We start from the raw sequence: 19,501 nt of genomic DNA, 5'->3' as shown, positions 1-19,501 counted from the left end.
CTATAAAGTGCGCTATACAGTGCGCCATTAAAGTGCGCTATACAGTGCATCCGCTATCGGTTAATGGGATTTGCGAACCCGCAGGTACCACTCGGCCAGCAACCGCACCTGTTTCTCGGTATAACCGCGGTCTATCATCCGGTCGACGAACTGCTTGTGCTTTTTCTGGTCTTCGTTACTGGCTTTGGGGTTGAATGAAATCACCGGCAGCAGGTCTTCGGTGTTCGAGAACATTTTCTTCTCGATCACGCTGCGAAGCTTTTCATAGCTCAGCCAGGAAGGGTTGTCGCCCTGGTTATTGGCACGGGCCCGCAGCACAAAGTTGACCACCTCGTTGCGGAAATCTTTGGGGTTGCTGATGCCCGCCGGCTTCTCGATTTTCTCCAGTTCTTCGTTAATAGAAGCCCTGTCCAGAATTTCCCCGGTATCCGGGTCGCGGAATTCCTGGTCTTGAATCCACAGGTCCGCATAGGTGACGTAGCGGTCGAACAGGTTCTGGCCGTATTCGCTGTAGCTTTCCAGATACGCAGTCTGAATTTCTTTACCAATAAACTGCACGTAGTGGGGCGCCAGGAATTCCTTGATATAGCGCAGGTAGCGCTCCTGAATTTCGGGCTGGAACTGTTCCTGCTCAATCTGCTTTTCAATCACATACAGCAAATGCACCGGGTTAGCGGCCACTTCATTGGTGTCGAAGTTGAACACTTTCGACAGAATTTTAAAGGCGAACCGGGTGGACAGGCCATCCATGCCTTCATTTACACCGGCTGCATCGCGGTATTCCTGAATCGATTTGGCTTTGGGATCGGTGTCTTTGATGTTTTGGCCATCGTAGACCCGCATTTTCGAGAAAATACTGGAATTGTCCGGGTCTTTTATGCGTGACAGCACAGAGAACTGGGCCAGCATGTCCAGGGTGTCCGGCGCGCAGGGCGCACCCGCCAGGGAACTGTGTTCCAGCAGCTTGCGATAGATGTCAACCTCTTCAGTTACCCGCACGCAGTAGGGCACTTTCACAATGTACACACGGTCCAAAAAGGCCTCGTTGTGTTTGTTGTTGCGAAAGGTTTGCCACTCGGATTCGTTAGAGTGAGCCAGGATAACGCCATCAAAGGGCACAGAACCCATGCCTTCGGTGGTGTTGTAATTTCCTTCTTGGGTGGCGGTCAGCAGGGGGTGCAGAACTTTGATAGGCGCCTTGAACATCTCTACAAATTCAAGCAAGCCCTGGTTGGCTTTGCACAGGCCGCCGCTGAAACTGTATGCGTCTGGGTCATCCTGGGAATAGTCTTCCAGCATGCGGATATTCACTTTGCCCACCAGGGCGGAAATATCCTGGTTGTTGTCGTCACCCGGTTCGGTTTTGGATACGCCTATCTGGTCCAGAATGGACGGATAACGTTTCACCACCCGGAACTGGCTGACGTCGCCGCCAAATTCGTGCAGGCGCTTCACGGCCCAAGGCGACATAATGCTTTTTAGATAACGCGGGGGGATGCCGTATTCTTCGTGCAGAATTTCGGTGTCTTCAGCTGGATCAAACAAACCCAGTGGTGACTCGTTCACCGGGGAACCCTTGATGGCGTAAAATGGCACCTTTTGCACTAGGGATTTGAGCTTTTCCGCCAGTGACGATTTACCACCGCCCACCGGGCCCAGCAGGTATAAAATCTGTTTCTTTTCCTCTAGCCCTTGGGCTGCATGGCGGAAGAAAGACACGATGTTTTCCACCGCTTCTTCCATACCGTAGAATTCGGAAAATTCCGGGTAACGTTTGATCACTTTGTTGGAAAAGATACGCGACAGCCGGGTATCACGTGAGGTGTCTATCAGTTCGGGTTCGCCAATGGCCAGCAATAAACGCTCGGAAGCGCTGGCATAAGCGCCGGGGTCGTTTTTGCAGATCTCCAAGTATTCCTCTAGAGAAAACTCTTCTTCTTGAGTCCTTTCATAACGGTTTTTGTACTGTTGCAGAATGCTCATGGATGCCCCTCTCTTGCAATGGTTTAGCCGTTCGTAACGCGTATTCCTTATCAGTGTGTTGTTGCCGCCCGCTTGGGCCGGATTGCCCGCAGCTCAACGTGCGTGCTATGGCTAGTTATAGGGTTATTTTTCGTTTTTGGCCTACTTATCGGAAGCTTAGTTTACCTTTGCCGGTTTGGACAGTGGCTTAACGGTAGCGGTTCCGTGGCCAAAACGATAAATTCGCCCAATTAGCGTTTGTGTAGCCGGAACACACTTTCTGTGGCGCCACCCAGGCCTTTGCGTTTGGCGAAGGGGTCGTCTTTTGACATGTTATCCTGGCGCAGGCGCTCAACGGCAAAGTCATCGCAGAACAGTTCGTACACCTCGGTGTCAGTCACGTTGAACGGCGGCCCGGTCATTTCACTGCCGTCGTAATCCAGGGTAATCAGCAACATGCCGCAGCCTTCAGGCAAGATGGCACTCAGGTGGCTGGCATAGCGCTGGCGCATAGACGGTGGCAGGGCGATTAGCGCGGCGCGGTCGTATACCCAGCGTACGTTTTCTACGTCCGCAGGGGATAGCTGAAAAAAGTCACCGCACCACAATTCGAGGGTGTCGTCATGGCAGAAGCGGGTAAACGGCGAACCGGGTGTCACCATTGCTTTTTCGCCGGCTTCTTCAAAAAAATCTTTGCAGGCAATGCTGCTGAGTTCTACGCCCAGAATGGGGTGGCCGCGATCGTGAAGCCACCACAGATCATGGGATTTACCGCACAGCGGTACCAGAATCTGACTTTTTTCCGGCCCTGTCAGGTCTGGCCAGTGCTCGTGTAAATAGTGATTGACCGACTCCTGGTGGAATCCGATCTCTTTGCGTTCCCAGCGGGCATGCCAGAATTCATGATCCATAATCTTGCCTTTTGCGATTGGTTTTTGACGTGTGGAGCAGATTCCGCCGTATGATGATATTAAGAATAGTATCAGTATAGGCAAAATCGGGCGGCCCTGGCCGCAACTTTTGAGCTCAGGGAGTGTTTGAGTGGACGTTGTGTTTCGTTTTTTGGTGGCCGCTCTTCTAGCAACGCTGATGGCGGGGTGTTCTTCGTTCCAGCAAAAAAATCAGATGGACGCTTTTAATGATGCTTACGCGGTAGGCAATTATGACCTTGCGTTGCAAACGGTGAGTTTTAAAACCGCCAAAGGTAAGGCTGTAGATACCGATGAGCATTTGCTGGATTTGTTGCATCAGGCCGAGCTGTACCGTTTGTTGGGCCGCTATCAAGAGGCCACCAAAACCTATGATTTGGCTGAAGAGGGTATGAAGAACCTCGACCTGGCCAATATTTTGGAAAAGTCTTCCACAGCTTTTATGGCGTTGATGGTGAACGACTCCGAGCGCGATTATCAAGCGTTGATGTCGGAGGCGATTCTCGTTAACACTTACAAGGGCCTGGCGTTTCTGGCTGAGGGCAATAACGAATTTGCACGTGTTGAGTTTAATCGGGCGGATGATCGCACACGGCGTGCGGTCGAATACTTCAGTAAAGAAATCATCGAACAGCGGGAGGCGCTGAACCAGCAGGCGCAGAGCGGACAGAACACGGCCGCCATGGTTCGCAACAGCCTGAATAACCAAAGCCTGCGCAATGCGGTGTCGCAGCGCTATGAGGCAGAGTCTGAGTGGTCGGTGCTGCCCGAGTTTATTGTACCTGCCAGCACCTATTTGCATGGCCTGTTCTTCCTGGCCAACGCCGCTGGCCGTGCCGATTACGAGAAAGCCGCCACGTCCCTCACGCGTGTTGCCGCGATGAACAGCGCTAGTGGTGTTCTGCAACGCGATGCCGAACTTGCCGAGGCATTGGCCGCTGGTAAGCAGTCGAAAGCTGAACTGGCCCCACAGGTGTGGGTTGTTTATGAAAATGGTCTGGGCCCGGTATTGGAAGAGACCCGGATTGATGTGCCTTTGCTTATATTTCATGGCAACCAGCAGGCACCTGCTTACTTTGGCATTGCACTGCCCAGATACAGAAATCGCGCGGCTGTTCCGGGGAGTCTCGGCGTGCTTGCCGGCGCTGATGTTGCGGTGCAAACAGAGCGTATATCGGATATGGGGTCGGTGATTCGCACTGAAATGAAAGAGCGATTCCCCAGTGTTTTGGCACGGGCAGTGTCGTCTGCTGTGATAAAAGCGGTCATCCAGAACGAAGCTGCAGAAAAGTTTGGCGTGTGGGGTCAGCTCGGTGCTGCCGCGCTGACCATTGCCACTACCCAGGCTGATTTACGCAGCTGGCAGGCGTTGCCTAACCACTGGCAGGCCGCTCGGATCGATCGCCCCGAGAGTGGTAAACTAACGCTAACAAGCACAAATGGCCATTCCTTGGGTACTATTGTGATACCTGACCAGCCGTTTACTCTGCTTTACGTTAAACGGCCCTCTTTGGCTGGCCCGGCCAGTGTCGTCGCGCTTGATTTGCAAGGGCGTAACCCGGCATCAACGGTGCAATTGTCGGGAAAGGATTTGCTGACAGCCACTCACTGAACTCAATCAGGGCCAAGCCATGAGAACCCAAACCATGAGATTTCAAAAACAGATCATCGCCTTTAGTTGTGCACTGGCATTGGTCGGTTGCGCTATTCAGCCACCCGCCGAAACAGCGGCTGCAATCGACCGAGAGCAACTTCAGATCGACCCGGAAGTAAACTATTTTGTGGCCGTAACAGAGCTGCTAAGCCAGCGCATTGCTCAGCCTGGCGGAGAAACCCTGTTGCAAATCCAATACGCTATTGAGGCACGCTCCAACGGCGACCTGGCCTGGAAAGTGACCTGGTTTGATCCCAACGGCATGGTCGTAAAAGGCGTTGGCGAGGGCTATCGAAAAGTCTCGCTATTAACCGGTCAAACCCGTTATTTCACCGCAACGGCGCCTCACGCCCGCGTTACCGATTATCAGCTCCATCTTCGTGAGCCCCAGCAATAAGGATTCTGTATGTTTAAACTTCCCATTGTGTTTTGTGTCAGCCTGCTCATGCTTGCCGGCTGTGCGGCTCCTACCCGATATATCGACCCGGCGGCTGACGATGGCCCTGTAACCATGACCATGGATTACCGGGATTTCGAAAAAGCGGCCACCGAGGCCGTTGATGACATGCTTGCCAGCGGCGCCGTCAGTAAACCCAATGGCGAGCGTTACATCATGGTGGTCAGCCGCGTTACTAATGACACCATGCAGCGTATCGACACCGATCAGCTCACCAAGAAGATCCGTGTGGCGCTGCTGCGCTCCGGAAAAGTTGTGACCACCACAGCGGTAGGCCTTGATGGCGCTGAAGATGAAATGAGTGCGCGCGTGCGCGAGCTGCGTGATTCTGAAGAGTTTGACCAGGCGGGTGTGCAACGCAAAGGCACTTTGATAGCGCCAGACCTGAGCCTGTCGGGCAAAATTCTGCAGCGCAATCACAAAGCAGGTAAAGAGCAGCAAGTTGAATATTACATTCAGCTGTCACTGACCGACCTAGCTACCGGCCTGGCTACCTGGGAGGTAGAAACGCCCATTATCAAGCGCGGGCCCAATGAATCCGTTTCCTGGTAAACGGCTGCGGCTGAAAGTGTAGTTTCTTGCGCATCAGCGGCCGGTTTTCCTCCCGGCACTCATTTGAGCCATACTTGAATCTGCGCGCCCCTGCTTCAGGCAGGGACGCTTTCACACTCTGGCAACGGGACGGAAAGTGGCTTCTCTTCAGATACAAGAACGTCTTGCCGCTGCTGAAAAATGGATACTGGCAAATCCTAATCCGCCGCAAAGTTGGCCCTGGACTTGGCTTTATAAAACCGGGCGCTCGCTGTATGCGCTGATTCGGGACTTTATCGGCGGCCAGCTGACGCTTCACGCCATGAGCCTGGTTTACACTACATTACTGAGCATTGTGCCGTTGCTGGCCCTCAGTTTTTCGGTGCTGAAAGCGCTGGGTGTGCACCAGAAAATGGAGCCGTTCCTGTACCAGTTCTTCCAGCCGCTGGGCCCCGATGGCATGGAAATGGCAGAGCGCATTCTGGGCTTTGTAGACAATATGAAAGTGGGTGTGTTGGGCTCGGTGGGCCTGGCGGTGCTGGTGTACACGGTGGTGTCGCTGGTACAGAAAATAGAGCGTTCGTTCAACATGATCTGGCGGGTGCCAGAGATGCGCTCTCTGGCGCAGCGCTTCAGTAACTATTTAAGCGTTATCATGGTAGGGCCGCTGCTGATGGTGTCCGCTATTGGTATCAGCGCCACCATTTTTTCCTCATCGTTTGTGCAAACCCTGATTGAGATAGAACCTTTTGGCTCGGTGATTTTACTGGTCAGCCGCTTTACACCGTTCTTTCTGGTAGTGGGCGCCTTCACGTTTGTGTATGCGTTCATTCCCAACACTCGAGTGAAGGTGCGTTACGCGTTTATTGCAGGCCTGATTGCTGGCGTGTCTTGGCAGGCGGCCGGGATGTTGTTTGCGTCGTTCGTGGCCGGGTCTGCCAAATACGCTGCCATCTATTCCAGTTTTGCCATCGGCATTATCATGCTGATCTGGATCTATCTGAACTGGATGATACTGCTGCTGGGCGCAAGTCTGAGTTTTTACCTGCAGAATCCGGGCTCTGTGGCCAAGCGCCATCAGGTGCAGCTGGCGCCAGAGTTGCAGGAACATGTTGCCCTGGCATTGATGTGGATGGTGGCCAAGCCGTTTCACGAGGGCCGGCCCGCGCCGCGACAGGAGGTGGTTGAGAACGAGCTCAGAATTCCGGGCGAGGTCACCCGTAATATCAGTGACAAACTCATCCGCGCCAAACTGCTGACGCTCGCAGGTAGCCAGGGCGACTGCCTGCACCCGGCCAGGTCGCTGGAACGAATTTCAGTGGGTGACGTACTGAAGGCCGTGCGCAACGATGAAGATAACGTGGTGGCCCGGTTGCCGGCGCTGCTACCGAAAAGCCTGTTTGGCCGATCCACGAAGGGCGACGAGCTTACCTTCGCTGAATTGCTGGCAGGTGAAGACAGTCAGAACCCGTTAGCGCCTTGGTCATGAGCTGTTGGCGTGTTTTCGGTATCTTCGAGCATGAGCTTCAGGACAGCCTGAACCTGCGTGACGTCTTTCTTGCTCAACTGCACCAACGCTGGAAGGTCTTCTTCTGCCAAATTGCGCTGGCGCGCTTGGCGCAGCACCTCGCGAGTGGCAATAACTATGCCGTCGATTAACGCGGAGTTTTCGTGGCTGCGTGGGCTTTCGGGCCGGTGCAGGAGGCCCTGATAGTTGTTAGAAAGCCCCCATGTGCGGGCAATAAGCCGGGCCACCGGCCATTGATAGCGCACTAGAATCTGGTGCAAAGCGGCTGGTTTGAGTTTGACTAAAGTGCCATCTGCGCCGGCGGGCACCAAGCGATGAGCCTCGCGGTAAAGGGTTATATAGGCCAGCGCAGGCAGCAAGCCAGCCATAAAATAAATGCTGGCGTCTTTGCCCTGAAGACGGGCAACGGTTTCTGCTGAGCGGGCGCTAGCCATACCCCAGCGCCAGGCACGAGCGGTGAAGGTGGTCTCTTCACTGTTACGTGATGACATCATTGGCCGCATCAATGCGGCGGATACAACACTGCGGATTCCCTCCATACCGAGCATGAAAATCGCTTGGTCTACGGTTTCAATGATACTTTTGTCAGGACGAAAAAACGGACTGTTGGCTATTTTTAGCAGCTGATCCGTCAGCGCTGGATCACGTAGGATAATATTACCCAGATCCTGGCGAGTGGTGGTGTCATCCGACAGCGCACTCATCAGCATGGGCAGGCTCATGGGTTGGCGCGGCAGTTCGCTGAGCTTACCGGCGCGTAAGCGCTTTGCCATCGCTTCGATTATCGCCTCTGCGTCTTCCAGGTTGGCTCTCAACGTTTGCGGACGAGTGTCCAGCAACCAGCAAAAAAGGTGCTGGCGCAGTGCCTCGGCGAGCGGATTATGGGCTTCGGCCTTGGTTTTGCTATTGGAGCCGCTTTTGCTGCCGGGGCCACCCTTGCACAGAGAACCATTGCCGATGGCTGGCTTCTGCTCTGCTGCGCTGGCACGGTTGAATAAGCCGGTGATCCAGGAAAACAGTCCTGGCATTCAAACCTCCGGAGCAGAGTGCGGGCGAGTGGTTGGATGTGTAGACAGATCAAATGCAATGTATCTGACGCTTTACATTATAGATCTAAAATAGCACTTTTCCCACGTTCCCAGCGTGTTGAATGGCCTACGCCAAGGCTTGCCCAAACACCAGAAGCAACTGGCCGATACCTGCCAACATACCCAGCGCCGCGCCCACCAGAATCAGTTTGATTTCATCCTCTTGAAAGCACGGCCGCAGCAAGTCCTGAAACTCGCCGGACGACAACGCCATCATGCGCTCTACCATAATGGATTCAATGGCTCGCGAACGGTCTTTCTGAAAAGCCGGTTGGCTTAACGCGCTGCGGGACAGCTCAACGGCTTTGCTTTCCAGCTGGTTGCGTAAGCTGGCAGCGGCAACGGGGCCCAGCGCCATGTGTGCCAGAGTTTGATTGACGCCTGCGTCTGCGTTAAGCAGGGGCCGTAGACGTGCTTTGATGATATCCAGCGCCTGCCCGCCCCGAGGGCCATCCAGTATGGCCTCTATAATACTACCCACCGTGAGTATGTCGTGAGCCACAATGTGGCAGAAGGATTCAGCCACCTCTGGCTGCCGTTTCAGAAACAGCCCCTGAATGCGCCAACGGCCAATTCGCACTGGGTACAGCGGGCGAAAAATAACGTTCAGGGCAATCCAGTTGGTGGCAAAGCCCACCAGTAAACCGCCCAGCGGCAGCACCCACCACACTGGAAATACGTACCACAGCAACATCTGTAACAGGCCAAAGCCAAAACCAAGATATAGGCCTGACGTCACAATAAAGTGAAACTCACGGTAGCCGCATGTCAGGAATATTCGATTTAGCAGGGTTTTGTCGATGGTGAGCCGATCTATCACCATGGTTTTGATGTCTAGCAGCTGTTCGGCGTTTTGCGCTATGTCATCCATAATCTGCATCACCAAGGCGGGCAAGGCTTTGCGGGCGCGCTCGTAAACCAGGCGTTTGGCCGGGCCTGGCAAGCTCTGCCAGAGCGCCGGCGACTCGCGCATGATCAACTCGTCTACGTAGCCTTCAAGTCGCGGGTTTATGGTGTGGATCAGTTGGGTGGCGAGTACGTTGGGGTCCAGCTGCTGAAAAATTTCTGGCACGGTGCCAATCTTGGCGATGGTGGCGTCTACGCTGATGAGCGCCATTTTGCGGGCTTTGGAGGGAATAATGCCCTGCCATCCCAGGTACGGTGGCCAGCCGAAAAATTCGATGGGGTAAAAAGTCATTTTAATAGCCAGCCAGTTGGTGACCCAGCCGATTAATGCCGCGATCACCGGGATGCTGAGGTACTGCAAAAGTTCGATGGACGTGGCCAGGCTTGTCATCCGCCCGTCTTAACTATTTGGCGTGTGGATGTGGATGATGTAGCCAGTTTGGGAAAACACATACGGGGCTTAGGCACCAAAATCACCCCACAACCACTGGCAGAGTGCTATGGCGGCAACCGGCGCGGTTTCCGTGCGGAGCACTCTCGGGCCGAGAGCAACCGGAAGGAAGCCAGATTTTTCGGCCTGGGCAATTTCGTCGGCGGTCAGGCCGCCTTCGGGGCCGATCATCAGCGCAACGCTGTTGGGTTTGGCGAGAGAATCCAGTGACTGCTCGGTGCGGTGGTGTAGCACTAGGCGCAGGTCGCAGCGTTGGCTGTATTCCAGCCATTCGGTGATGTTCATCACCGGTAAAATGTCTGGCACTCGTGCGCGGCCGCATTGTTCGGCGGCGCTGATGGCTACCGAGCGCCAGTGGCTCAGACGCTTGTCTTCGCGGTCGCCTTTCAGGCGTACATCGCAGCGTTCGGTGGAAAGAGGCACGATTCGGCTAACGCCCATTTCCGTCGCTTTCTGCACCGCGTAATCCATGCGGTCACCCTTTGACAGGGTTTGCCCGAGCACTATCTCCAGCGCCGATTCGCTGCTGTTGGCAGTGGGTTGCTCCACCTTAACCGTTACGTTTTTCTTGCTGGCGCTGGCAATCAGCGCCAGGTAGTCCTGGCCATCGCCGTTGAACAGACTCAGCGCCTGGCCAGGTTGCATACGCAATACCCGGCCTACATGTTGTGCGGCGTTGTCGTCCAGCTGCGCTTCTGCGCCGGCTTGTAACGGAGTGTCGGTGTAGATTCGTGGTATTCGCAACGCAGTTTTCCTTAAAGGTGCGGCTCAGTCGCGCACGGCGATATTAATGCCCTCCGTGGCTACTCGGGCCAGATGCTGAATCTGGTCCTCGGTGATCACATAGGGCGGCATAAAATACACCACATTGCCCAGCGGGCGTAACAAGGCCTGGCGGGTGAGCGAGTGCTGGTACACTTTCAAACCGCGCCTTTCCTTCCAGTGGAAGGGCGTTTTGTCGGCTTTGTTTTTAACCATTTCAATGGCCAGTGTCATGCCGTGTTGGCGAATATCACCCACGTTGGGGTGATCGGCCAGATGAGCGACCGACTCCGCCATACAGGTCGATAAGCGTCGATTATTCTCGATGACCCGATCATCACGGAAAATGTCGAGAGTTGCCAGTGCTACGGCGCAACCAATGGGGTTGCCGGTGTAACTGTGGCTGTGCAAAAACGCCCGCATGGTTTCGTAATCGTCGTAAAATCCGTTGTAAACGGTATCAGTGGTCAGCACCACAGACAATGGCAGGTAGCCGGCGGTCAGCCCTTTTGACAAACACATGAAATCCGGTGTGATGCCTGCCTGCTCGCAGGCGAACAGGGTGCCGGTGCGGCCAAAGCCCACCGCAATTTCGTCGGCAATCAGATGTACACCGTACCGGTCACAGGCTTCGCGCAGTTTGGTGTGGTAAACTGGGTGGTGCATGCGCATACCGCCGGCGCATTGAATGAGCGGCTCTACCACGACCGCGGAGATTTCATGGTGCCTTTCTGCCAGCAGCGCTTCCATCGCCTCGAACTGGCGCAGGGCGAAAGCTTCGTCGGTTTCCCCGGGCTCTTTCAGGTAGGCGTCCGGTGAGGGCGCAGTAATCACCTCCATCAACAATGGTTGGTAGGTGTTTTTGTAAAGCGCCACATCACCCAGCGCCAGCGCGCCCAAGGTTTCACCGTGATAGCTGTTGGCCAGATTTACGAAGTTCTTTTTGCTCGGCTGGCCTTGGTTCTTCCAGTAGTGAAAGCTCATCTTCAGCGCCGCTTCGATAGCCGACGAACCGTTGTCGGCGTAAAAGCACTTGTTCAGTCCTTCCGGTGTTACCTCAATCAATCGCTCTGACAGATTCACCACCGGCTCGTGGCTGAAACCAGCCAGAATCACGTGTTCCAGCTGGCCGATCTGTTCGATGATGGCGTTGTTGATGCGATCGTTGGAGTGGCCAAACAGGTTTACCCACCAAGAGCTGACCGCGTCGATATAGCGGTTGTTTTCGAAGTCTTCCAGCCACACGCCTTTGCCTTTTTTAATCGGGATCAGCGGCAGGCTTTCGTGGTCTTTCATCTGGGTACAGGGGTGCCACACGGACTTTAGATCGCGGGCGACAAGATCGGCATTGCGCATTGAGGAGCTCCGGACAGACAAAGTGTTGGATTGCGATAAATCGGCTGTTAACCTTCTTGAATTTTACAGTTAACAGCGGGTTCAGGCTACCGCTTTGCAAGGAGCATTGAGGGCGATAATATAAGCGCACGCGTTTGTTGGGTCAGGATTGCTCACGGCGCGTGAAAGGAATCAATAAGGACGAACACAACGCAAAGGATGCGACATGAGCAAAGCAGTTGTACTTCTCGGAGACCTGGGCTCCGACCACGAAGGTTTCCCGCCGACACCGGTGATTGCCGGTTCTCCCGATGTTTTAATTGATGGCAAACTCGTCTCCCGGCTCGAATGGGAAGTCTGATAAGGGTTTGAGCGCGCCAGGCTTTCACGTAGTGCGTCGGCCCATAACTAAAAATGAGTTGCTGACGCTGCTATATGAAGATGCATCCGCCAAGCCGGACAATTTCGAGCGCCTTAATCCCGGTATCGGAAATCGATCACTACGACTTGCTGGAAGTCATGACGTCTAACGCTGCCACAGGCCTTGGTGTCGGCGCGACGATGATTGGCCAGCAAATCAAGAGTATCAATTCGACTCTGAAAGAGCTGGAAGTTTTGCATCAGGATACGTTTCGCAAGCATGACTCACTCAATCATTCGGAGTTTTTTGATCAGCGGCAACGACTATTTACCAAGCTGGATTTTGCGCTGTAAGCGCCTTTAAATCGACCCACTTGTCCTCAGCCGATCTGTGACACTTTTTTTGAAGCCCGTTCCAGGTCGACGTTCCACGATAGCAGTGCTTCCAGCTTCTCCAGTGTGTCTGCGTCAGCAATGCGCTCCAGAACATGCTGGATATAAACCGAGGGTTCCAGGCTGTTGGTTTTAGCGGTCTCGACCAGGGAGTAACACGTTGCACTGGCGCGGGCGCCCTGCGAGGTATCCGCAAACAGCCACGATCTTCGGCCCAGAGCGAACGGACGAATGGCGTTTTCGGCCAGCACGTTGCTGATCTGTAGGTCGCCCCGTTCGCAGTAACCCACCAAGGTGGGCCATTGGTTCAACGTATAATCCATCGCGGTACGTGTCAGAGTGCCCTTTGCGACCTTGCCTGCGTTGGTCTCCAGCCAGGTCTTCAGTGTTTTTAATGCGGGCACACTCAGTTCCTGACGAATGCGGTAACGCTCGTCCACACTCAACGCTTTGATCTTGCGTTCGATGGCGTAGAGTTTGTTGATGTGGCTTAGAGCCACGTCGGCCTTGGAGACCTTTGTGGGTTTGCCTTTACCTTGAGGTTTGGACCCTTTGATAGCTTCCACGAACTTACGTCTCGCGTGAGCCTTATCTGGAGCTCCAGATAAGGCTCATTATCCCGAGTCGATTTTTATCCGGAGTGTGGGGAGGTATCGCCCGACTTATAGGCGCTGCGATGATTTTTTTCTCAGGATAAAATACCGGTTAACATTCCACGGTGCAGGTCTCAGATGCAACTTCGATTCGAGACATCTCTTTCGGACGAAGCCTATGTGTTGGCGCAAGGGTGGCGCATGGCGAGATTGCCAAGCTGCCCGCTACATCCGCAAGGTGGCTGTTCCTTTTCTCGACACGGCACCTACTGCAGGGTAACGCCTGCTGGTACGCGGATACCGCGCTGGTACTGTCCGGAGGGCCATTGCACGTTCAGCCTTTTGCCAGATTGTCTGGCCTCTCGTCTGCCCGGCACGCTTGTGGCATTGGAACGGGTTGTTCTGCATGCCGAGCACGCCAGCAGTGTCGAAGCTGCGGCGAACACATTACGCCCCGATGATGTCTCCTTACCCAGTGCCGCTCGATGGATCCGCCTCCGGACTTATCTGGTACGAGACGCACCGGTCGTGTTTCGCGACGGCCAGCCAAGTCTCACGTCATTCCAGGGGAGACTGCGGAGAGCCGGTGTTTTGCTGGCGCTGCGCACCACCCTTGCTGTGTATCTGCCAAGGTTACCCGCGCCCCTAGGGTTCGCCCCACGAGGCAAGCACGTACTGCGCATCCAACACAACTCTGGGGCAGACCCGCCCACTGCCTGCCAGTATTGTTGTCGCCGGAGCATTCAGGCAACTGCTGGAGATGAACGGTGCGCAGCAAGCAGGTGGTACCCGATTTCGAGACCCAATTAGCCAGGGTTCAGGACGTATGGCGAGATAATCGCAGCCTCAAGCGGGCTTCGATTGGTCAGTATCTCTACTGGATACGCCGTTTTCATCAGTATTGTATGGCTAAAGCCCTCAGTCCTGATGAACACCTGACGCAGGTCGGTGTCGACGTCTTTGCCCAGTGGTATGCACAACAACGGCGAGTCGATGCGGAAAATGCTCGCCAGGGAGCGCAGTCTGCACTGCGAGCCTGGGCCTTTGGATTAAGCGCTCTGGGCGTTGAGGGTACTCCGTGGCAAGCCAGAACCGATGGTGCTTTTCAACCCGAGCCCCAGCTACGGGGTTTCGCCGAGCATTTACGCCAGCATCGCGGTAACCCGGACAGTACCATCAAGAAGAAGCTGGCTCATATACGCTCCTTTCTGGCGTTTATTGATACCCAGCATCGGCCGTTGCAAGACCTTTTACTCACGGATGTCGATGCATTTCTGATGGCGTGTAGTCAGCGCTATGCCCGCACGACCACAGCTGACATTGGCAGTAGCCTGCGAGGCTACTTGCGTTTTCTGTTGACCACCGAACAGATGTCCAATGATCTTGCATCATTCATCGTAACCCCTGTTGTACGCCGCTACGAGAGGCCACTGCGGGCGCTGCCGTGGGCGGATGTCCTCCGCATCCTGGCAGCCATTGACCGCAAGACGCCCGTCGGGTTGCGCGACTATACGGTCCTCTTGTTGATGAGCAGTTACGGCCTGGGGGCTGGCGAGGTGATCCGTCTGACGCTCGACGATATCGATTGGCAAGCTGCCACCTTGCATGTCGTACGACCAAAGACCGGCGTCGCTTTCGTGCTGCCACTGTTGCCGGCACTGGCCCTCGCACTGGTCAGTTACCTCAAGAGTGGGCGGCCCCGTCAGACACCAACACGACATCTATTCTTGTCGATGAGAGCACCCCACTACCCCTTGAGTGCGTCTTCAGCGATACGGCATATGCTCGTTGGGTATGCCCGGACTGCCGACGTTACGGCCGCGTACTTGGGTAGCCATGTGCTACGCCATACACATGCTTGTCGGCAAATGGAGCTGGAGACCTCACCCAAGGTGATCAGCGATATTCTCGGTCATCGTTCACTCACGTCGCTTTCCGCCTACCTGCGCATTGACACCGCACACTTACGCCAACTGCCTCTCCCGGTGCCCAGATGACGCTTATCTGCGCGGGTGAACTCGCCGAAGACATCGTCCATTTTGTCGCCTTCAAGCGTGCGATGGGGCATTCATATCAACGCAGTGAACTCACGCTGAAAAGCTTTCAGCGTGCTGTCGAGCATCGAGCCGGTTTACAGGCCAAAGTGCCTTTTGACGCTGTGCCGCATGAGTGGTTATCGCGTAATCCACATCGGCAGCCGGTCAGCGTGGGACTGGAGTTTGGCGTGATCCGCCAACTCTGTTTGTATCGCCGTCGCCGGGATCCGGCCAGCTTTTTACCAGAACAGGACTGGGCACCGATAAAGGAGTCGACCTTCCTGCCGTATATCTTCACTCATGAGCAGGTCGTCCATCTCATTACCGCAGCCAGCGCTCATGATGCCCGCCACCTCAGTGCCGGCATGCTGCGAATGTTGTTGCTGATACTGTATTGTACCGGCCTGCGACTTGGAGAAGCGGCCCGATTGCAGCTGTCCGATATCGATCTGGAACAGCAGGGCTTCTTTGTCCGGGAGAGCAAAGGAAGATCCCGGATTGTACCGTTTCTGGATGATCTGGCTCACGAGATTGACGATTGTCTGCGGCTACGCCGGCGCATTCTGGACGCCACGGCAAGTGCTGACCCCGGAACACTGTTGCTACGCAATAGCGGTCAGGCGCTACCGGTGAAGGGCGCGTCAGAAGCCATTCGTCGGCTGCTGCGGAGGGAAGGGCTCAAGCCTGACAGAGGCAGGACAGGACCACGCCCCTATGAGTTCCGGCGTGCCTTCGCCGTGCATAGGCTGACCGCCTGGTATCATGAAGGCGTTGATGTTCATGCCCGGCTGCCCAAAGATCCGCTATTGGCTTATGTTGAGAGCTTCTTCCGCGACTATCTACAGCGATTGCGTGGTGCGAGCGCACACACCGTGCGCGCGTATCGGGATACTCTACGGTTGCTTTTCATCTACCTCGCGGACACCCGGGAGAGCACCGTCGCCAACCTGCAACTGAGCGATCTGCACGTCGAGGCGGTGGCCGCCTTTTTGGCCCAGCTGGAATCGGATCGTGCCAACTCGATTACGACGCGGAACTGCCGACGCGCAGCGATTCGCAGTTTCTGCAAGCATCTGATCCGCGTTCACCTTCCACATGCCGAGCAGTATCAAAAAATTCTGGCCTTGCCTGCGAAGAAGTGTCAGCAAACTCTGGCAAGCTACCTGGAAGCGGCCGAGGTGCGTGCCATCCTTGACCAGCCTGACTGCCGTACCGTGCTCGGTCAACGGGATTATGGGTTGTTGCTGTTTCTGTACAATACGGGCGCACGCATCAGCGAGGCCCTGAGCGTTTGTTGTGCAGACCTGCACCTGACAACACCCCGGCAGGTGCGCCTCCACGGCAAGGGCAAAAAAGATCGGCTTTGCCCGCTGTGGCGCGATACGACTGAGGCGCTGCTGCGTCTGCCTACCGTACGCGATGGCGCACCAGGGGCATTTGTCTTTTTGAATCGACAGGGCCAGCCACTGACGCGCGACGGCGCAGCCTATCTGCTTCAAAAGTATGTGATAGCCGCGATCCCGACAGCCCCCACATTGCAGCGCCGAACAATCACCCCGCATGTGCTTCGCCACAGCTGCGCGGTCGCACTGTTGCAGTCCGGTGTCGACGTCACCGTCATCCGCGATTATCTCGGTCATGCCAGTATCGCCACCACCAGTCGCTATCTCACCACCAACTTGCAGATGAAACGAGAAGCACTCGAAGCCTTCTGGCAACGCGCTGGTATCGAGCCAACAAATGCAACGCCGTGGCAGCCAAGCGCTGCCTTGCTCGCCTTCTTGGCGTCGCTGTAGACGTTGGTAATTTTATCCTGTTGAAGAAAAGCCTCACGGCCCTATGAACACTGGCTTTCTCAGGCTGCACTCCGGATAAAAATCGACTCGGGATAATGAGCCTTATCTGGAGCTCCAGATAAGGACCACGCCCGGCGTAAGTTCGTGGAGGCCACCAAGGCGGCCAAGCCTCAGGGCAAAGGCAAGCCCACGAACGTGTCCAAAGCCGACGTGGCTTTAAGCCACATCAACAAACTCTACGCCATCGAACGCAAGATCAAAGAATTGAGTGTAAGCGAGCGTTACCGCATTCGTCAGGAACTGAGTGTGCCCGCATTAAAAACACTGAAGACCTGGCTGGAGACCAACGCAGGCAAGGTTGCGAAGGGCACCCTGACACGCACCGCCATGGCTTATACGTTAAACCAATGGCCCACCTTGGTGGGTTACTGTGAACGGGGCGACCTACAGATCAGCAACGTGCTGGCCGAAAACGCCATCCGTCCGTTCGCTCTGGGCCGAAAAGCCTGGCTTTTTGCAGATACCTCACAGGGCGCCCGTGCCAGTGCAACCTGCTATTCCTTGGTCGAGACCGCGAAAGCGAACAAACTGGAACCATCTGTTTATATCCAGCATGTTCTGGAGCGCGTTGCTGACGCTGACACGCTGGAAAAGCTGGAGGCACTTCTGCCGTGGAACGTCGACCTGGAGCGAACTTCAAAAAAAGTGCCGCAGATCGACTGAGGGCAAGTGGGCCGATTTAAGGGCGCTTACTTTTCATCCGGAGAAGACCAGATGCCTGCGAAGAGGTTATCCATGCGTAAGATCAAAGAAGTCCTTCGTCTCAAATGGGAGCGAGGGCTGAGTAATCGGCAGATTGCAGCGGCCTGCGGCGTCAGCCGCCCTACGATAAGCGAGTATCTTCGGCGTTTGGCCGAAGCCGGTTTGAACTGGCCATTGCCGGAGGGTCTGGGTGAGACTCAGCTGGAGCAGCTGTTGTTCCCGCCCCCTCCAGACTTGCCGGCTCAGGTCCGGGGCATACCGGACTGGCATCAGACGTCGGACCTTGAAACGACCAACGACAACATCTTCTTCGCTGAGCAAACCTTTAATTGTTCGGCTGCCGGCAGAACTCGGCTCTTAGTAAACAGGCGGCTCACCTGGGCCTTCAGGGCCAGACGCTTAACATCCACGCGGTTCCGCCGTTGACGGTATTCGTAGTAACTGGAACGACTGATATCAAACGCATTACAGACGATCTCAATAGGCATTTGTTCACTCAACCGGTCTATCAGCGCGTACGATTCATCTCGTTCGACATCAAGAGAGCTGTAACCTTTTTTGGTATGTCTTTCTCCTGTTCAAGCCGCTTACAGCGAGCTTCCAGTTTCTTGAATGCGGCGTTGCTCCGGGGTTAAGGCTTTGCTCTCCGGGGTGACGCCGTCACGCCCCTCGGCCAATTGATTAACCCAGCGCCGGATAGCGCTTTCACTGATTCCCAAAGACACGCTCGCCTGGGGATAGTGTAACCTTGATCCAGTACTAAGCTGGCTGCTTCTTGTTTGAATTCAGGGGAAAAAGAACGTCGCTTTCTGGTCATCAGATACCTCGTTTATGGTGGCAATATGACCACCTACGTTGGTGTCCGGAATCATTGAACCACTACAATGACGGCAATCTTACCAGCTGAAAAGTCAGGCTTACGGAGGCATAATGGCGTCACCTTTATTACCCCCGAATTCCTTTCGTGCAGTTAAAGTCAACTCCTTTTAAGCAGAATGCAATTCTAAATAATGCATAACTGAGGAAACTACCGCTGATCTGCTTCCCTTGCAGTCGATTGCGGCACATCATGTCATAACACAACACTTCCCCAGCGATTTGACTATATTCAAAACTCTAGGGGCTGTTGACGTTTCATTACATCGGCAGCCATAAAAACCCACACGCCATGGCCACGACGCTTTGATTGTTGCGTTTCAATGTGTCATAGCGTGTCACCAGACCGCGAAAATGCTTCAGGCGCGCAAAGGCGTTTTCCACTCAATGACGGTGGCGATACAGCGGCCAATCCATGTCCGCATTGCCTATGACGGAATTCGACTTTCTTGGAATCACGGCGTTGGCACCCTTGCTGTTAATCTGTTCGCGAATTTTGCTACTGTCATAGCCTTTATCCGCGATCACTGCTGTGGCGGGCGGCAATGGCTCAATTAATTCGCTGGCCGCTGTGCTGTCATGAATCTCGCCGCCGGTCACTGAACACTCAATCGGTAAGCCGTCACTATCGACGGCCAAATGAATTTTTGTGGTATTGCCCGCACGACTTTTACCCATGGCTTGTGGCTCAACACCTCTTGCGCCGGCGCTGTGCTGGTGGGCTTTGACGTAACTGCCATCAATAAATTCCCACTCAGTATCCGGCTCACTGACAAGCTTTTTGAACAGTGCCAACCATTTACCCTTTTTTGACCACTCATTGAACGTCTTGTAAATCGAGTTCCACCGGCCGAAGCATGGGGGCAAGTCCCGCCATGGACAGCCCACTCGTAGTCGGTAAAACATGCCTTCGACCGTCATCCGCAAGTCGCGCTTGTTATAAATATTTTCTTGAAGCATCATTCCTTTTAGCTTCGACCCGTGCTCATCAGTGAGCATACGTCGGGGCATAGCAAGCTCGTTTTGTTTTGGTGTCGGAACCTGAATATTACGAGCTTGCTCCTTTTATTCAATCACTTGCG

At 54.8% G+C, this 19,501-nt stretch carries 14 protein-coding genes and 5 pseudogenes; 10 read left to right on the top strand and 9 right to left on the bottom strand.

Features of this window, described 5'->3' with window-relative positions; all coding sequences use genetic code 11:
- Positions 1–60: 60 nt before the first annotated feature.
- Positions 61–1,983, bottom strand: coding sequence for a PrkA family serine protein kinase (locus MIH19_RS17465; RefSeq protein ID WP_249006068.1), 1,923 nt, complete (start codon positions 1,981–1,983; stop codon positions 61–63).
- Positions 1,984–2,213: 230 nt separating this feature from the next.
- Positions 2,214–2,873, bottom strand: coding sequence for a thiopurine S-methyltransferase (gene tmpT / locus MIH19_RS17460; RefSeq protein ID WP_249006067.1), 660 nt, complete (start codon positions 2,871–2,873; stop codon positions 2,214–2,216).
- Between the two features lie 130 nt (positions 2,874–3,003).
- On the opposite strand from tmpT, the gene MIH19_RS17455 reads away from it, so the two are divergent.
- The 4 genes from MIH19_RS17455 (at position 3,004) to MIH19_RS17440 (ending at position 7,022) form a co-directional block, all read left to right on the top strand.
- A complete protein-coding gene (locus MIH19_RS17455) occupies positions 3,004–4,503 on the top strand; it encodes a hypothetical protein (protein WP_249006066.1) in 1,500 nt (499 codons plus the stop codon).
- Between the two features lie 34 nt (positions 4,504–4,537).
- The gene (locus MIH19_RS17450) at positions 4,538–4,942 is read left to right on the top strand and encodes a YcfL family protein (protein ID WP_249006065.1); all 405 of its coding nucleotides are present in this window, start codon (positions 4,538–4,540) and stop codon (positions 4,940–4,942) included.
- 9 nt (positions 4,943–4,951) lie between these two features.
- The gene (gene lpoB / locus MIH19_RS17445; protein WP_249006064.1) at positions 4,952–5,554 is read left to right on the top strand and encodes a penicillin-binding protein activator LpoB; all 603 of its coding nucleotides are present in this window, start codon (positions 4,952–4,954) and stop codon (positions 5,552–5,554) included.
- 136 nt (positions 5,555–5,690) lie between these two features.
- Entirely contained in the window at positions 5,691–7,022 is a 1,332-nt protein-coding gene (locus MIH19_RS17440; RefSeq protein ID WP_249006063.1) for a YihY/virulence factor BrkB family protein, read from the top strand.
- Here the strand turns inward: MIH19_RS17440 and MIH19_RS17435 are convergent.
- The 4 genes from MIH19_RS17435 to MIH19_RS17420 all read right to left on the bottom strand — a co-directional run bounded on the left by MIH19_RS17435 (position 6,995) and on the right by MIH19_RS17420 (position 11,624).
- Positions 6,995–8,089: an HDOD domain-containing protein gene (locus MIH19_RS17435; protein ID WP_249006062.1), complete on the bottom strand. Its 1,095-nt coding sequence runs from the start codon at positions 8,087–8,089 to the stop codon at positions 6,995–6,997. The two genes, MIH19_RS17440 and MIH19_RS17435, sit on opposite strands and share 28 nt — an antisense overlap.
- A 127-nt stretch (positions 8,090–8,216) precedes the next feature.
- Positions 8,217–9,446 (bottom strand): hypothetical protein, encoded by a 1,230-nt coding sequence (locus MIH19_RS17430; protein WP_249006061.1) that lies wholly within the window; start codon positions 9,444–9,446, stop codon positions 8,217–8,219.
- A gap of 69 nt (positions 9,447–9,515) precedes the next feature.
- Entirely contained in the window at positions 9,516–10,250 is a 735-nt protein-coding gene (locus MIH19_RS17425; protein WP_249006060.1) for a 16S rRNA (uracil(1498)-N(3))-methyltransferase, read from the bottom strand.
- Between the two features lie 24 nt (positions 10,251–10,274).
- On the bottom strand, positions 10,275–11,624 hold the full coding sequence (locus MIH19_RS17420) for an adenosylmethionine--8-amino-7-oxononanoate transaminase (protein WP_249006059.1): 1,350 nt from the start codon (positions 11,622–11,624) through the stop codon (positions 10,275–10,277).
- A 205-nt stretch (positions 11,625–11,829) separates the two neighbouring features.
- Here MIH19_RS17420 and MIH19_RS22485 point away from each other — a divergent pair, with 205 nt between their 5' ends.
- On the top strand, positions 11,830–11,964 hold the full coding sequence (locus MIH19_RS22485; RefSeq protein WP_283164066.1) for a hypothetical protein: 135 nt from the start codon (positions 11,830–11,832) through the stop codon (positions 11,962–11,964).
- A 74-nt stretch (positions 11,965–12,038) separates the two neighbouring features.
- A complete protein-coding gene (locus MIH19_RS17415; RefSeq protein ID WP_249006058.1) occupies positions 12,039–12,317 on the top strand; it encodes a hypothetical protein in 279 nt (92 codons plus the stop codon).
- Between the two features lie 26 nt (positions 12,318–12,343).
- On the opposite strand, the pseudogene MIH19_RS17410 reads toward MIH19_RS17415, so the two are convergent.
- Positions 12,344–12,940: pseudogene (locus tag MIH19_RS17410) on the bottom strand (transposase); the annotation flags it as partial.
- A 776-nt stretch (positions 12,941–13,716) separates the two neighbouring features.
- Here MIH19_RS17410 and MIH19_RS17405 point away from each other — a divergent pair.
- The 4 genes and pseudogenes from MIH19_RS17405 to MIH19_RS17390 form a co-directional block, all read left to right on the top strand.
- The gene (locus MIH19_RS17405; protein WP_249006057.1) at positions 13,717–14,946 is read left to right on the top strand and encodes a tyrosine-type recombinase/integrase; all 1,230 of its coding nucleotides are present in this window, start codon (positions 13,717–13,719) and stop codon (positions 14,944–14,946) included.
- Positions 14,943–16,781, top strand: a complete 1,839-nt coding sequence (locus tag MIH19_RS17400) for a tyrosine-type recombinase/integrase (protein WP_249006056.1) — start codon at positions 14,943–14,945, stop codon at positions 16,779–16,781. Before MIH19_RS17405 ends, MIH19_RS17400 begins: the two co-directional genes overlap by 4 nt.
- Before the next feature lie 123 nt (positions 16,782–16,904).
- Positions 16,905–17,504: pseudogene (locus MIH19_RS17395) on the top strand (transposase); the annotation flags it as partial.
- A gap of 51 nt (positions 17,505–17,555) precedes the next feature.
- Positions 17,556–17,816: pseudogene (locus MIH19_RS17390) on the top strand (winged helix-turn-helix transcriptional regulator); the annotation flags it as partial.
- Here the strand turns inward: MIH19_RS17390 and MIH19_RS17385 are convergent.
- Together MIH19_RS17385 and MIH19_RS17380 are read right to left on the bottom strand one after the other, a co-directional pair.
- Positions 17,811–18,360 (bottom strand): annotated as a pseudogene (locus MIH19_RS17385) (transposase); the annotation flags it as partial. The pseudogenes MIH19_RS17390 and MIH19_RS17385 overlap by 6 nt on opposite strands.
- 320 nt (positions 18,361–18,680) lie before the next feature.
- A pseudogene (locus tag MIH19_RS17380) lies at positions 18,681–19,430 on the bottom strand (IS5 family transposase).
- Between the last annotated feature and the right edge of the window lie 71 nt (positions 19,431–19,501).

The organism is Marinobacter sp. M1C, assembly GCF_023314135.1.
Classification (GTDB): Bacteria; Pseudomonadota; Gammaproteobacteria; order Pseudomonadales; family Oleiphilaceae; genus Marinobacter.
This window is presented reverse-complemented; position numbering and strand designations above follow the sequence as displayed.

Coding starts and splice junctions, on each gene's coding strand:
- MIH19_RS17465 (WP_249006068.1), bottom strand. CDS start 1,983: ATGAGCATTCTGCAACAGTACAAAAACCGTTATGAAAGGACTCAAGAA.
- tmpT (WP_249006067.1), bottom strand. CDS start 2,873: ATGGATCATGAATTCTGGCATGCCCGCTGGGAACGCAAAGAGATCGGA.
- MIH19_RS17450 (WP_249006065.1), top strand. CDS start 4,538: ATGAGATTTCAAAAACAGATCATCGCCTTTAGTTGTGCACTGGCATTG.
- lpoB (WP_249006064.1), top strand. CDS start 4,952: ATGTTTAAACTTCCCATTGTGTTTTGTGTCAGCCTGCTCATGCTTGCC.
- MIH19_RS17435 (WP_249006062.1), bottom strand. CDS start 8,089: ATGCCAGGACTGTTTTCCTGGATCACCGGCTTATTCAACCGTGCCAGC.
- MIH19_RS17430 (WP_249006061.1), bottom strand. CDS start 9,446: ATGACAAGCCTGGCCACGTCCATCGAACTTTTGCAGTACCTCAGCATC.
- MIH19_RS17420 (WP_249006059.1), bottom strand. CDS start 11,624: ATGCGCAATGCCGATCTTGTCGCCCGCGATCTAAAGTCCGTGTGGCAC.
- MIH19_RS22485 (WP_283164066.1), top strand. CDS start 11,830: ATGAGCAAAGCAGTTGTACTTCTCGGAGACCTGGGCTCCGACCACGAA.
- MIH19_RS17415 (WP_249006058.1), top strand. CDS start 12,039: ATGAAGATGCATCCGCCAAGCCGGACAATTTCGAGCGCCTTAATCCCG.
- MIH19_RS17400 (WP_249006056.1), top strand. CDS start 14,943: ATGACGCTTATCTGCGCGGGTGAACTCGCCGAAGACATCGTCCATTTT.